This is a genomic window from Arthrobacter sp. AOP29-A2-19, assembly GCF_058138025.1.
Genome location: NZ_CM176894.1, coordinates 377,192 through 391,191 on the forward strand (window position 1 = coordinate 377,192; position 14,000 = coordinate 391,191).

The 14,000-nt window shown below is 72.3% G+C and carries 11 protein-coding genes; 6 read left to right on the top strand and 5 right to left on the bottom strand.

Going from position 1 to position 14,000, the window contains the following annotated elements; all coding sequences use genetic code 11:
- Window positions 1-6: 6 nt before the first annotated feature.
- Both aroQ and acs read right to left on the bottom strand, forming a co-directional pair.
- The gene (aroQ, locus tag AC3ZJJ_RS01735; RefSeq protein WP_489893550.1) at window positions 7-459 is read right to left on the bottom strand and encodes a type II 3-dehydroquinate dehydratase; all 453 of its coding nucleotides are present in this window, start codon (window positions 457-459) and stop codon (window positions 7-9) included.
- Between the two features lie 169 nt (window positions 460-628).
- Window positions 629-2,578, bottom strand: a complete 1,950-nt coding sequence (gene acs / locus AC3ZJJ_RS01740; RefSeq protein ID WP_489895638.1) for an acetate--CoA ligase — start codon at window positions 2,576-2,578, stop codon at window positions 629-631.
- Window positions 2,579-2,855: 277 nt separating this feature from the next.
- On the opposite strand from acs, the gene AC3ZJJ_RS01745 reads away from it, so the two are divergent.
- Genes AC3ZJJ_RS01745 through AC3ZJJ_RS01755 form a run of 3 tightly spaced genes read left to right on the top strand, consistent with a single transcriptional unit; the run spans window position 2,856 to window position 5,624 of the window.
- Window positions 2,856-4,148, top strand: coding sequence for a hypothetical protein (locus AC3ZJJ_RS01745; RefSeq protein ID WP_489893551.1), 1,293 nt, complete (start codon window positions 2,856-2,858; stop codon window positions 4,146-4,148).
- Window positions 4,141-4,926 (top strand): endonuclease III, encoded by a 786-nt coding sequence (gene nth, locus AC3ZJJ_RS01750; protein ID WP_489893552.1) that lies wholly within the window; start codon window positions 4,141-4,143, stop codon window positions 4,924-4,926. Before AC3ZJJ_RS01745 ends, nth begins: the two co-directional genes overlap by 8 nt.
- On the top strand, window positions 4,923-5,624 hold the full coding sequence (locus AC3ZJJ_RS01755) for an NUDIX hydrolase (RefSeq protein ID WP_489893553.1): 702 nt from the start codon (window positions 4,923-4,925) through the stop codon (window positions 5,622-5,624). The genes nth and AC3ZJJ_RS01755 overlap by 4 nt, the downstream gene beginning before the upstream one ends.
- On the opposite strand, the gene AC3ZJJ_RS01760 is transcribed toward AC3ZJJ_RS01755, so the two are convergent.
- Together AC3ZJJ_RS01760 and AC3ZJJ_RS01765 are read right to left on the bottom strand one after the other, a co-directional pair.
- Window positions 5,604-7,112: a WXG100-like domain-containing protein gene (locus AC3ZJJ_RS01760; RefSeq protein WP_489893554.1), complete on the bottom strand. Its 1,509-nt coding sequence runs from the start codon at window positions 7,110-7,112 to the stop codon at window positions 5,604-5,606. The two genes, AC3ZJJ_RS01755 and AC3ZJJ_RS01760, sit on opposite strands and share 21 nt — an antisense overlap.
- A gap of 124 nt (window positions 7,113-7,236) precedes the next feature.
- On the bottom strand, window positions 7,237-8,442 hold the full coding sequence (locus tag AC3ZJJ_RS01765; protein WP_489893555.1) for a glycoside hydrolase family 26 protein: 1,206 nt from the start codon (window positions 8,440-8,442) through the stop codon (window positions 7,237-7,239).
- A 101-nt stretch (window positions 8,443-8,543) separates the two neighbouring features.
- Here AC3ZJJ_RS01765 and AC3ZJJ_RS01770 point away from each other — a divergent pair, with 101 nt between their 5' ends.
- Window positions 8,544-9,368, top strand: a complete 825-nt coding sequence (locus tag AC3ZJJ_RS01770) for a class I SAM-dependent methyltransferase (RefSeq protein ID WP_489893556.1) — start codon at window positions 8,544-8,546, stop codon at window positions 9,366-9,368.
- Window positions 9,369-9,386: 18 nt separating this feature from the next.
- Here the strand turns inward: AC3ZJJ_RS01770 and AC3ZJJ_RS01775 are convergent, their stop codons facing one another.
- Window positions 9,387-11,099, bottom strand: a complete 1,713-nt coding sequence (locus AC3ZJJ_RS01775) for a bifunctional 3'-5' exonuclease/DNA polymerase (RefSeq protein ID WP_489893557.1) — start codon at window positions 11,097-11,099, stop codon at window positions 9,387-9,389.
- A gap of 136 nt (window positions 11,100-11,235) precedes the next feature.
- Here AC3ZJJ_RS01775 and ssd point away from each other — a divergent pair, with 136 nt between their 5' ends.
- On the top strand, window positions 11,236-12,489 hold the full coding sequence (gene ssd, locus AC3ZJJ_RS01780; protein WP_489893558.1) for a septum site-determining protein Ssd: 1,254 nt from the start codon (window positions 11,236-11,238) through the stop codon (window positions 12,487-12,489).
- Window positions 12,486-13,799 carry a TadA family conjugal transfer-associated ATPase gene (locus AC3ZJJ_RS01785; protein ID WP_489893559.1) on the top strand — a complete coding sequence of 438 codons (1,314 nt, stop codon included), beginning with the start codon at window positions 12,486-12,488 and terminating at the stop codon, window positions 13,797-13,799. Before ssd ends, AC3ZJJ_RS01785 begins: the two co-directional genes overlap by 4 nt.
- The last annotated feature ends 201 nt before the right edge of the window (window positions 13,800-14,000 follow it).

Below are 14,000 nucleotides of genomic sequence, written 5' to 3' on the forward strand. Positions count from 1 at the left end.
GGGCCCCTAGCCCAGGGTGGACAGGTGCGAGATCGCGAGCCGGTAGCCGTTGGTGCCCGCGCCGACGATGACGGCGGCGGCCACGGGGGAGATGTAGGAATGGTGCCGGAAGGACTCGCGCTTGTGGACGTTGGAGATGTGGACCTCCACCACGGGCAGTTCGACGCCGGAGATGGCGTCGGCCAGGGCGATCGACGTGTGGGTGAAGGCGCCCGGATTGAACACAACGCCTGCGACGTTCCCGCGGGCCGCGTGGAGCGCGTCGATGAGCACGCCCTCGTGGTTTGACTGCAGGAAGTCGATCTCGAACCCGGCGGCGGACGCGGCCACGCGGCACAGGTCCTCCACGTCGGCGAGCGTCTGGTGCCCGTACACGTCGGGCTCGCGCGTCCCGAGCAGGTTCAGGTTGGGCCCGTTCAGGACCAGGATCTTCCGCGGAGCCGCGTTCACATCAGTCATGCATCCTTTATACCCGGGCGGCTGGCTTGCCACCGGGACTGGCGTGCCCTGGGCGCCCGCGCGGGGACGTCGTTACCGGAACGCGCGGACGCCGCAACCGTGAGCGGGGAGGGATTCCCGAGACACGAGAAATCCTTCTGCCAGCGTTGGTTGCGGCATCCGCAGCCGGTTACTTGCGCAGCGACTCCGCGATCTGCGCCATCACGGTGTTGTCCGCCAGCGTCGTCGCGTCGCCGACGTCGCGTCCCTCCGCCACGTCCTTGAGCAGGCGCCGCATGATCTTCCCCGAGCGCGTCTTGGGCAGCTCGGGAACCACGAGGATGACCTTGGGCTTGGCGATGGGGCCGATCTCCTTGGCGACGTGGTCGCGGAGGACCTGAACGACGTCGGGCCCGTCCGTCGGCTCGCCGCGCAGGATCACAAAAGCAACGATCGCCTCGCCGGTCGTCTCGTCCTTCGCGCCGACGACGGCGGACTCCGCCACGAGCGGGTGCGAAACCAACGCCGACTCGATCTCGGTGGTGGAGAGCCGGTGGCCGGACACGTTCATCACGTCGTCGACGCGGCCGAGGAGCCAGATGTCGCCGTCGTCGTCCTTCTTGGCGCCGTCGCCGGCGAAGTACATGTCCTCGAAGCGCGACCAGTACGTCTCGCGGTAGCGGTCCATGTCGCCCCAGATACCGCGCAGCATGGAGGGCCACGGGTCGCGGATGACCAGATAGCCGCCCTCGCCGTTGCCGACCGACTGGCCCAACTCGTCGACGACGTCCACGGTGATCCCCGGCACGGGAACCTGGGCGGAACCGGGCTTGGTCGCGGTGACGCCGGGGAGCGGGGCGATCATGTGCGCCCCGGTCTCGGTCTGCCACCAGGTGTCGACGATGGGCGTCGGGTGGTCCTTGCGCTCGCCGTTCTTGCCGGCGTTGGTGCCGATGACGTCGCGGTACCACATCCAGGCCTCGGGGTTGATGGGTTCGCCCACGGAACCCAGGACCCGCAGCGAGGAGAGGTCGTAGCCGTCGGGAATCTCCCGTCCCCACTTCATCATGGTGCGGATGGCCGTCGGTGCGGTGTAGAGGATCGTGACGCCGTACTTTTCGACGATCTCCCACCAGCGGCCGCGGTGCGGCGCGTCGGGCGTGCCCTCGAAGACGATCTGCGTGGCGCCGTTGACCAGCGGCGCGTAGGTGACGTAGGAGTGCCCCGTGACCCAGCCGATGTCCGCGGTGCACCAGTAGACGTCGGTCTCCGGATGGAGGTCGAAGGTGTCCTTGTGCGTCGCGGCCGTTTGGACCAGGAAGCCGCCGGTGGTGTGGACGATGCCCTTGGGCTTGCCGGTGGTGCCGGAGGTGTAGAGGACGAACAGCGGGTGCTCCGAGTCGTGCGCAACGGCCGTGTGCTCCGGCGCCGCCGAGCCGACGACGTCGTCCCACCACTTGTCGAGGCCGTCGTTCCAGACCACGTCCTCGCCGTTGCGCTTCACGACCACCACGTTCTCCACCGTGTGCCTGCCCTCCGCTAGCGCGTCGTCGACCGCCGGCTTCAGCGGGCTGGGCTTGCCGCGGCGCCACGTGCCGTCGGCGGTCACGACCAGCTTGGCCTCGGCGTCGTCGATCCGGGAGCGCAGCGCGTCGGCGGAGAAGCCGCCGAAGACGACCGAATGGATGGCGCCGATGCGGGCGCAGGCCAGCATCGTGATGACGGCCTCCGGGATCATGGGGAGGTACACGGCGACGCGGTCGCCCTTGGACACGCCCAGGGATTCGAAGGCGTTGGCCGCGCGCTTGACCTCGTCCGTCAGCTGGGCGTACGTGTAGCTGCGGGTGTCGCCCATCGCGCCCTCGAAATGGATGGCGACACGATCGCCGAGCCCGGCCTCGACGTGGCGGTCCAGCGCGTTGTAGGCGGCGTTTACGGTCCCGCCGACGAACCACTTGGCGACCGGCGCGCCGGACCAGTCGAGTGTCTCGGTGAAGTCCGTGTCCCACGTGAGGGTCTCGCGGGCGCGGTCCGCCCAGTATCCCAAGCGGTCCGCGGCCGCCCGCTCGTAGAGCGAGGCGTCCGCGACGGCGTTGTCGGCGAACACGGGGCTGGGTGCGAACTTGCGCTCCTCGCGCATCAGGTTGTCCAGGGTGGAAGTGTTTTTATCCGACACGACGGGTCCTTTCGGAGCGGGATTTGTGCTGTGACTCAGGTTACAGCCGGGTTGGCGCCGTGGTGGCGTCCGTCACAAGTCCGGCCGTGGAACGCACCGTTTCTGCGGTGAACGGTTGGGATGGCCGCCGAATGCCCGCACCGCGGGGCTGCCTTGGTGGTGCCCGTGTGGTGTGGCGCCATTAAGCTGGGGCGAGAAGCCCTCACACGGCCCGCCGGGTGGCGGGGAAGAAGGAGTCACCATGGTGTACCGAACTGACCTGGACCAAGAGTCCGCGACGGCGCTTGCCGGGCCCTTCACGTTGCGCGAGGTTGTGGTGATGGCTGGCGGTGTCCTGCTCCTGCTCGGGTCCGTCCTTCCCTTCCAGGTGGCGGGCACCTACCTCAACATCTGGGGATTCAGCGCCCTGGTCTTCAACCAGTTCGTCTCCTTGGCGCTGCCGCTGCTGGTCGCCGGGGCCTTTGCCTGGCGCCGCATGACCGGACGGCGGCTGGTGCGGGTCGGGTCGATGACGCTGGACCAGCTCGGCTCGGTCGTGGCGGTGCTGACCGTCCTCTATTTCTTCCTCGGCACCGTTATGTCGATGAACGCGGCGTTCCTGCTGGGTCTTGTGGGTGCCCTCGCGCTCCTCGCCGGGACCACCTCGGCCTCTGTCATCCCCGGATTCGCGGCCGATTTCGAACCCGGGGACGGTCCGCTGCTGACCCGCCCGGTGAGGGCGGCTGTTCCTTCCCGGCGCCCCGAGGGTGGCAAAGGAAACGCGGCCAAGGCGGGCGCGTCCGCGCCGAAGTCCTGGCTCGGCGCCGGGGCCGCGTCGGGTTCGGGATCAACCCCGCCGGTGGCGACTGATGAGGCGCAGGCAACGGCGTCGAACGCGGAGGCCGCCGCGTCGCCGGACCAGTCCGGGGCCCCGGCCTTCTTCGACGGGCGCTCGGGCGCCGGCCCGGAAGCCCCGGCCGCCTCCGGACTCGCGCCGTCAGCCGGGGACGTGCCGGCCGGCCCTTCGGCCGGCGAAGGGACCCATGCCCCCGAAGCGGATTCCGGCGAGACCCAGTCCCGGGCCGCGGCCGAATCGGACGCCCCTGAATCCGCGCCAGAATCCGACGCCGGTGTTACGGCGGCCTCGAACGACCGGTCCGGTGTCGCCGTCCCGACCGGCGAGCACGGACTCGTCGCCGGCCCCGCCACGGTGGCCCAGCCTCGGGCGGACGCAGCGGCTCCTTCGACCGTTGCCCAGGCACGGATCGAGCCCGCGGCGCCGCGAACCGACGAGGCGCCGGTATCTACCCCGGATGACGACGAGCCCTTCGAGGCCAGCCGCGACGCGGAGGAAGGCCCGGCCTACCAGGCGTTCTGGTTCGCGGTCCCCCGCCCCCGGGACGTCTATGACGAACGGACCGGCCGGACGGTCTTCACCGCCGAACCCGGCGCATGGATCCTGGCCCTGGAGGACCGCGGGCACGAGTACCTGGTCCAGGACACCGACGGCCGAATCGGCGTCCTGAGGGACCTGGCGAACGTTGAACGTGCCTAGCGGAGAATCGACGCTCGCCCTCAAGAGGCGGGCCAGGCGGATCAATCGCATCCTCGCGGACGCGTACCCCTATGCCGTGCCCGAACTCGATTTCGGCGACGCCTTCGAGCTGCTGGTGGCCACGGTCCTGTCCGCCCAGACCACCGATGTCCGGGTCAATGCCACGACGCCGGCGCTTTTCGCCAGGTATCCGGACGCGGTGGCACTGTCGGAGGCCGACTCCGCGGAGCTTCAGCAACTGATTCGGCCCACGGGGTTCTTCCGCGCCAAGTCGGAGAACCTTATGGCCCTCGCGAGGCGGATCGTCGACGAGTACGACGGCGAGGTCCCCGGACGCCTGGAGGACCTGGTGACGCTCCCGGGCGTCGGACGCAAGACCGCCAACGTGGTGCTCGGCAATGCGTTCGGAGTGCCGGGGATCACGGTGGACACGCACTTCGGCCGGCTCGCCCGGCGCTTCGGCTGGACCACCGAAACCGATCCCGTGAAGGTGGAGCACGCGGTCGGCGCGCTGTTCGAGCCGAGCGACTGGACCATGCTTTCGCACCGGGTCGTTTTCCACGGCCGTCGCGCGTGCCACGCCCGGAAGCCGGCGTGCGGCGCGTGCCCCGTGGCAACCTTGTGCCCCGCCTACGGCGAGGGAGAAACGGACCCCGTGGCGGCTGCGAAGCTCCTGAAGTACGAGCTTGCTCCACACCGCTCCAGTCTCTTGGAGCTCATGCGCAGCGGTAAGACCCGCCGGGAGTTGCGGGAACTGGGCCACGGGCTGGACGCATGAGCGCCCGCGCCGAGTTGGAGTCGCTGATCTCCCGGCACCGTAGGGCGCTGGCCAGCGGGTCCGAGGGACCCGGCGAGATGCCCGGCACCTGGGTTCTCCGCGAAATGGACCACGCGGGAGCGCGCCGCGCCGCCGTCCTGATCCTTTTTGGCCGGCTCGACGACGTTCCGGCTCGGCACGGATCGCCCGCCGTCCCAGCCGATCTGGACATGCTCTTTGTGCAGCGGGCCGACACCCTGCGCCAGCATCCCGGCCAGGTTGCCTTTCCCGGCGGGGCCGTCGACGACACTGATGCGTCGCAGGCCGCCGCGGCGCTGCGGGAGGCCCACGAGGAGACGGGGCTGGACCCCGAGGGCGTGGAGATCCTGGGGTCGCTTCCAGATGCGGAACTGCCCGTCACCAACTTCCTCGTGACGCCGGTCATCGGCTGGTGGGTCCGACCCTCGGAGGTGTTCGTTGTGGATTCCGGCGAATCCGCGAAGGTCTTTCGCGTCCCCGTCGCCGACCTCCTCGATCCGGCCAACCGCGCCACGGTTGTGGTCGTACGCGAAGGCCGGCGTCACTCGTCGCCGGCCTTCACCGTGGACGGGGAATTGATCTGGGGATTCACCGGCATCGTGCTCTCGCGCCTGTTCGACGAACTGGGGTGGACCCAGCCATGGGACGCTTCCGTGGAGCTACCTTTCCCGCTCGACTGATTGCGTGCGCCGGCCCGCCCGTGGTCGCCTTGGTCCGGCGGTCCCCCCGGCCGCGGAACGGGCCGCCCCGAGCCTTGTCGCCAGCGCCGCGTTGGCGTCGGCGCGCTGGCTCGCGGTCCCCGCGGCGTAGCCCCTACCAGGCAGCGCGGCGCCCATCGTCGAGTCGGCGGCGTGGGCTGCCGCCTTGATCGCGAGAACCGAGGGGCCCAATTTCGCGGCCGACGGCGCCAGGATCGCTCCGCGCCGTGCCGCCGCGCGGATGACGGGATCGCGCAGCGCCGCGGCCCAGTCGGCCCGCATGCCGGGCCTCCTCCCGCCGGCGGCCACGCCCTTCCCCAGCAGCGCGGCGGCGCCAACGCCGGCCCGCTCGCCGAGGTGCCCGGCCAAGGTGCCCGCCACGCCCCCGCTCGCTACGTCGCGCGTGAGGGCGAGGGCCTTCGCCGCCCGCGTCTCCGTGAGGCGTCCGATCCCGCGCACGGCCGCATCGACGCGAGGCGATCCGGCCATGGCGCGCAGCCGCGCGGCTCCGCCGGCGGCCACGCCTCCCGTGAGCCGTCCGGTTGGCGCGAGCAACGCACGGCACCTCTCGGCGAGCGGGGCGATGCGTCCGGCCACGGCCTGCCCGAGGACCGCCAACCGGTTGACGGTCGCGCCCAGGCGGATGCCCACCACGGTGGCCCGTCCGGCGGACAGGGCGACCCCGACGGCCACGGACCCTCCGAACGTCAGCGGGGCGGCGGCGGCCGAGACCCCGGCGAGCGCCGCGGTCTCGAGCGCGACCTGAAACGCCTCGTTGCGGACCTCCTCGTGCGCGGCGTCCACGTACGCGGCGAACTCGGAGCAGGACTCGGCCAGGGCCCGGCAGACTTCGGAGAGCGTGTGGACATCGTCCGCCCCGATCCTGAGCGCGTCGACAACGAGGGTCGCGTCGGCGGACACGCACCCCGACAGCCGCCGGATGGCATCCGGAGGATATGCGCCGGCAAGCGCGCCCACGCGGCGCGCGGCCCGTGCCCAGATGTCCGACGCGGCCCGCAACCCCGCGGGCTCGGCCCCCGGCCACACGATGCCGCACAGGTCCAACACCCACTGGTGCGGTCCTGCGCCGCCGAGCGACGCGGCGCCGGCGGCGGACGGCGGGAGGGGAGGGCAAAGGGCCGGCCGAGCCTCCGGCCGGACGGCCGGCGGAGCCTCGAGCCCGGAATTCGCCGCCTCGGTCGCCGCGTAGAGGGCCCCGCACAGGAACTGCGCGTCCGCCAGCCGCGCCAGGCCGCCGGCGGTCCGGGCAAGGCCCTCCAACACGGCGGCGGAGGCGTCGTCGTAGGCCGTGGCAAAATCGCGGCCCGTCGCGTCCGCCCCGGCCATGCCCGCGGTGTCGCACAACTCCCGGCCGGTCGCCGCACCCGCCGCGTCCAGTTCGGCAACCCATTCCGCGGTGATCCTCCCGGAGTCCACGAAGGCATCCGGTTCCACCACCAGGCGCGCCATGGCCCTCCCTCCGGGACCCGTGTGGGCCCGGAACCGAGCCTAGGGGCGCACGCGGGGCGGCACCACCGGCGTCGTACTCCCTGTGGACAAGTGGCCGGCCGCGCCCGGGGTGACGGGCGGGCCGTCAGTCCTCGGGCGCGCACGCCCCGGGCGGTGTCGCGGATCGGTACCAGGAGGGGAGATCCGCGGCGAAGGCCTCCGCGATTCGTGGGCTTGCGGCAACGCGCCAGTCGACGGCGCCCCCGACCTCGTCCTCGAACTTGTCCCACTCGAACCAGTTGACCATTTTGATTAGGGGGTAGTCCTGATGGAGCGCCGGGTCGAAGAGCTGCCTCCACCAGGCGCGCTTGATCGCGAGCTCGTCGGCTCCCCCCGCCCCGGACACGAGGAGCGCGGCGGTCTCGGCGATGGCGACGGGCTTCTGCCGCCGCGCGCCGTATTCGGCATAGAAGTCCGGCACGGCCGCGTCGTCGCCGCCTTTGCCGTTGTAGCGGCCCGTGAGTTGGTCGACGAACTTGCCGTCCTCCGGGACGACGTTCGCTCCCCACGGGTAGGTGTTGCCCCAGTGGTAGATGGACAGCCCCACCCAGTCGACGGCGTCGTCGCCCGGATAGTAGGGAGCGTACGGGTCGTCCTCGCCGGTCTGGTCTCCGTCCCGGTCGGTGTCCAGGGTGGCGAAGTCCGGGGATCCGGGGGCGGCCTGGTGCGGTCCCCTCGCGAACGGGTACCCTCCGCCGTAGTTCGGCGCCCACATCGTCGCGCTGCCGGGGGCGAGGCGGTGGATGGACTCCGCGACCTGGCGGAACGCGGCCCTGAACGCGGAGGGCTGCTGCCCCCATGCGTGCCAGGACCCGTTCATCTCGTGGGCGAACCGGACGATGACGGGAACCCCGGAGCGGTTGAAGCCGTCCAGCAGTCCCGCCAGAGCGTCCGAGTTCTCCTGACCCACCTTCGCCAACCCCGCCTCGGGTTCGAGCGTCAGCAGCAGCACGCCCCCGCTCGCCCGGACCTGGCCGGCCGCGGACTCGACCGCGGCCCTGTCCTGGGCACCGAGGGGGAACGGAGCGAAAATGCCGGCGACAGACGGACTGCTGCCCGACGACGCCGCGTAGTCTGCGAGGGTCTGGCTCTCCCAGTCCAGGTTCACGCCGGACAGGACGCCGGACCGGGGCGGCAGTGCGTCCCGGCCGGCGACGGCGCACGCGGGGAGGGAAGCCGCCGCGGAAGCGGCCGGCCCGGGCACGGGATCCTCCGGCGGCGCGAAGGTGCAGGAAGACACTAGTGCCGCCCCCACGACGATGCCGGCGAAAAGTCCGTACCCTCTAGTCACACCCCAAATCTACTGGACGTGCGCGAACCCGGCGCGGGCCTTGCCCTTGACCGCCGCGGCCCGGCGGAGCACCCTGTTCCCATTCGGGAAAGGACCGCACCATGAGCGACTCCACGGGCGCCGACGACCGCGCCCTGAAATCGAAGCACCGCGCCATGTGGGCGCTGGGCGACTACCCCTCGGTGGCCGCCGATATCGTCGGGGACCTCGGCCCCATTCTGGTGGACGCGAGCGGCATCAAGCCCGGAGACCGCGTCCTCGACGTGGCGGCCGGGTCCGGAAACGCCGCCATTCCTGCCGCCTTGGCGGGCGCCCGCGTTGTCGCCAGCGACCTCACCCCCGAGCTCCTGGACGCCGGCCGCGCGCTGGCCGCGGCCCGGGGAGCGGAGTTGGAGTGGCGGGAGGCCGACGCCGAGGCGCTCCCGTTCGAGGACGCGGCGTTCGACGTCGTGATGTCCTGTCTCGGGGTCATGTTCGCGCCGCACCACCAGCGCAGCGCCGACGAACTCGTCCGCGTCTGCCGCCCGGGCGGGACCATCGGTCTGTTGAACTGGACTCCCGAGGGCTTCATCGGCCAGATGTTCGCCACCATGAAGCCCTACGCCCCGCCGCCCCCGCCGGGCGCCTCCCCGCCGCCGCTGTGGGGCAACGAGGAGCATGTGGGAAGGCTTCTCGGCGAGAGGACCGACGTCGTGGATGTGCGTAGGGCCAAGCTTCCAGTGGGACACTTTGGCGCCCCGGAAGACTTTCGCGACTACTTCAAGGAGCGCTACGGCCCCACGATCGCCGTCTACCGCAACATCGCCGCCGAACCCGAGCGGGTGAAGGACCTGGACGAGGAACTCGCCGACCTGGCCCGCCGCTTCGGCGCCGGAAGCGGGGCGCTGGAGTGGGAGTACCTGCTGGTGACGGCACGCAGGAACTAGGTGCGGCGGGCCGCGTCCCTACTTGGCGTCGGCGTAGGACTCCACCACGGCGACCCCGACCGGGAACTCCACCGGTGTGCGGCCGAACATCAACTCCGCCGCGGCGGTCGCGGCCTCCTGTGCCATGGCGGCCGCGAAATCGGCGCGCTCCGCGGGAACGTGCAGCACCACCTCGTCGTGCAGGAAGAACGCCAACTCGCCGGCGTCGTTTCCCGCCGCCCGCTCCGCGCGGAGTCGACGTCGCAGCTCGCCGAGCCAACACAGGGCCCACTCCGCGGCGGTGCCCTGGACCACGAAGTTCCGCGTGAAGCGACCGCGGGTGCGCGACATCTGGTCGGCTCGCCGCTGCTCGTCCGCGTCGGACGTCCTTTGGGCGGCCAGCCATTGCGGGGACGCGGGGGGCGAGCACCGCCCCAGGAACGTGCCCACGGTGCCGCCGGCCTCGCCCACCCGCGCGGCCCGCTCCACCAACTCCACGGCCTTGGGGAAGGTGCGGGCCAGCTGAGGCATAAGGCGGCCGGACTCGCCCGTGGTCGCCCCGTACATCGCCCCCAGCATGGCGATCTTGGCGTGGGCACGGTCCCCGCCGAATCCCAGGTCGGCGATGCCTTGGTACAGGTCGCGGCCGCGCGCGGCGTCGGCCAGGGCGCCGTCGTTCGCCAGAACGGCCAGGATCCTCGGCTCCAACTGGGCCGCGTCGGCAACCACAAGCCGGTAGCCCGGGTCGGCGCGGGCGGCGTCGCGCACGGTGTGGGGGATCTGCAGGGCTCCTCCGCCACGCGAGGCCCAACGGCCGGTGACCACGCCGCCCACCACGTACTCGGGACGGAAGCGGCCGTCGGCCACCCAGGCGTCCAACCACGCCCAGCCGTTGGCCGTCAGCAGGCGCGAGAGCTTCTTGTACCGTTGAAGAGGATCGAGCGCCGGATGGCTGAACTCCTGCAACTCCCACTGGCTGGTGCTCTTGGCGTCGATCCCGGCCCGGTGCAGGGCGCGTAGGAGCTCCTGGGAGGAATCCGGGTTCAGGATCGGCGCGCCCAACGCCGTCCGCAGCTCGGCGGCCGTCGCCTCCAGCCGCGTCGGACGGATGCCGGGCGCGGTGCGGGGGCCCAGCTCCTCCGTCAGGAGCGTCTCGTGGATGTCGCGACGCCACGGGATGCCGTGGGCCCGCATCTCGGACGCCACAAGCGACCCGGCGGATTCCGCGGCGAGGAGCAGTTGCAGCCTCCTTCCACGGGGCGTGTTTGGGACCGCGGCGAGCTGGCGCGAGAATTCCTCGGCGATGGCCTCTGCGGAGCTTCCGGCCGGCTGGGGATCCTCGAAGAGCGACCCCTGATTCTCCGGTGGACGCGGCGGCAGGAGCGCGAGCGGCGGCTCGCCGTTGCCCGCCTCCGGCGCCTGCCGCCGCAGTTCCTCCGTGTAGTCGGTGTCCAGCGCCGCCGTCGAGTGGCGCAGGATGGTGCGGCAGAGGGCGAGATCGTGGGCGCGCTCGACGCTGCGTCCCGCGGCGAGCAGCCGCGGATACCACTCCGTCGTGCTCGCCCAGACCCAGCGCAGCCCGCGTTCCTCCACATGGTCGACCGCGTCGGCCAGTCGACCGCTGGGCACCGGCCTGGCGGGGCCCTCCGCCTGGCCGCGGTCGTCGAGGAAAAGCACGACGGCGGCGGCCGCGCCGGCCTCGGGAGCGGGCTGGCCGTCGGAATGGGTCGCCAGCACGGCGTAACGGGGCACCATCCCATTCTGTCAGCCCCGTGCGTGGTCCCGGACCGGCCCTCCACAGGCGCGCCGCGGCGCGCGGGGCCCGGCGGCCGTCCACACGCCGGCGACGCCGGTCCGCGCCGGTCGGGGTCCAGGCGAGGGTGGAGGCATGAGGGAACCGAGGAGATTTGTGGCCGTGCCGCAGGATCGCTGGGGTCGCAGGCCCGCCGGCGGGGTGGAGCGGACTCCGCCCGGCGGGGTGGAGCGGCGTCCGTCCGGCGGGGTGGATGCCGGTGCCCTCGTGGGCCCGGCACCGGCGGCCGGCCAAGCTGCGGCGACGCTCACGCGGGACGCCGAGGGTTTGGTGGGCGGGGACTGCCTGCTGGTGACCCGTGACGATGCGCTCGCCGACCACGTGGCCCTCGTCGCCGCGGCCGCGGGGGCCGCGCTGCATGTTGCGCGGGACGCCTCCGGGGCTCCGCCGGAGCCGGGGAACGTCCTGCTGCTTGGGCCGGATGCCGCCTTGGCCGACATCGCGCTCCGGACGGGCGGGCCGGTGATCCTCGTCGGCTATGCCGAGTCGGAAGACGCCTTGTGGAGGGTTGCGGCCCGCCGGCCCGGCTCGCGCGTGGCGGTGCTGCCCCGCGCCGCCGCGTGGCTGGGGGAGTTCCTGGGTGAGCTGGGGTTGCGCGGCGGACAGGGCCGGGTGCTTCTTGTTGCGGGAACGGCCGGCGGCGCCGGGACGACAACGGTCGCGGCTCTGGCGGCGGGTTCGGCGACGCTGGACGGCTCGCGCACGCTCCTCATCGATGCCGATCCGCACAGTCCCGGCCTGTGGCCCGTCCTGCGCCCGGAATCGTCGGGGATGGTGGGGTGGGAGGACCTCTCGCGGTCCCGTGGCCAGGTCGCCCCTGCACAGTTGGCCGAGATCCTCCCGCTCGCCCAGGGGACGGCCGTGTTGACCTGGTCCGCGAGGGAGCCCGGCCGGCACCTTCCCGTTCAGGTGCTCGGCGAGGTTGTTGCCGCGGCCAGACGGATCTACGACGTGGTCGTTGTCGACGGGGGACGCTCGGCGGGGCTCGACGCGGCACTGGTGGCGGTGGCCGACCGCGGTCTTGCAGTGGTGCCCGCGCGCAGCGGTACCGCGGCGGGCTGGCTGTTGGGCCCGCACGGGTCCGCGCTCCCGTGGGGCGCCGTCGTCACGGGCAGGCTGCACCCGGGCTCCGACGCGTCCCGAGTCGCCGCGGGGTTTGGGCTCGAGGCGGTGTGCTTCTTCCCGGAATCCAAGGCTGTCGGCGCCGCGTGCGCCGAAGGCCGATTGTTGGCCGTCTTGGGCCGCCGCGCCTTGCGTTCCGCCGTGCGCCCCCTCGTGGCGGCCTGTCGCGCGCCCGCGGCGGTCCCCGTGACGGGGCGGGTGGCATGAAGGGAGAAATCGGGAGCGGGCAGGGCACGAGCGGACACGGGACGGGCGGATCAAGCATGCGCGGGGACGGGGACGGCAACTCCACCGCGGCGAACGCCGGAAGGCACGGCCGGCGGAGCTGGGGTGCGGCGGACCCGGCGGGCAAGGAAGCCGTCGACTCGCGCGTCCTGGAGGAAGTCAGGAACCGCGCCCTGCAGGGTGCCGGCGAGCTGTCCGGCGCCGACCTCGCCGGGGCAGTGCGGGCCTCCGGGCTGGTGGTGGGCAGCGGCAGCGCGGCGCGGGTCATCCAATTGCTGCAGGAGGACCTTCGCGGCTTGGGTCCGCTCCAGGAAATCGCCGACCTCGAGGGAACCACGGATGTCCTGGTCGACGCGGCCGGCCGCGTCTGGTCCGACGGGCCCAACGGGTTGGCGGCGACCGGCATGCGCTTCGCAGAGGCCGACGACGTGCGCCGGTTGGCGGTGCGGCTCGCGGCGGCCGGGGGCCGCAGGCTGGACGACGCGCAACCGTTCGCCGATGTGGTGGTCGGCCCGTACCGGATACACGCGGTGCTGCCTCCCGTCTCGACCGGCTGGCCACTGGTGTCGGTGCGCATCCGCAGTTCCCAGTCGCCCCGCCTGGACGCCATGCTTCCCCGGGGGAAGACGGACGCCTGGGCGCCGATCCTCCGGGCCATCGTCGCCGCCAGGCTGAATTTCCTCGTCAGTGGCGGCACGGGGTCGGGCAAGACCACGATTCTGGGCGCCATGTTGGCGGAGGCGGATCCCGCCGAACGCCTGCTGATCGTCGAGGATTCCCAAGAGTTGGCGCCCGCCCACCCCCACGTGGTCGGCCTCCAATGCCGGGCAGGGAACGTCGAGGGCGCGGGCCAAGTGGCCATGGGTGACTTGGTCCGGCAGGCACTGCGAATGCGGCCCGACCGGCTGGTCGTCGGCGAGTGCCGTGGCCCGGAAATCCGAGACTTCCTGGCCGCCATGAACACCGGCCACGACGGCGCGGGAGGAACAATCCATGCCAGCTCCGCCGCAGCCGTACCGGCCAGGCTGGCCGCCATGGGCGCACTGGCCGGACTGACCCCGGAGGCCACGGCGCTTCAGGCGTCCAGCGCGCTGGATCTCGTGGTGCACGTGTCCCGCCGCGGAGGAACACGCGGCCCGGTCCAGCTGAGCCGCATGGTGCACGCGCCGGGACCGTCACTGGCCATGCTGACGGTCCTGGAGGCGGACGGTGCGGGCGGTGTCCGCGAGGGGCCAGCGGCGCCCTGGTTCCGCGGGGAACTCGTGCGGAGGTCCGTACCGTGGGCCTGGTGATCGTTGCTGTATTGTGCGCCGCCGGGGCCGCGTGGTTGTCCGTCCCCGGGACCCGGGCTAGGCCTGGGCGATGGCCCCCAACCGCGGGCCGCGGCCGAGCTCCGGTGCGGCGAGGACACGGTGGAGGCGGCGGCGGGAGATCGCAGGGTGGGCGAGCACACTCGGTGCGGCCCGCCCCCCGACCGGTGCGTCTGAGGCGAA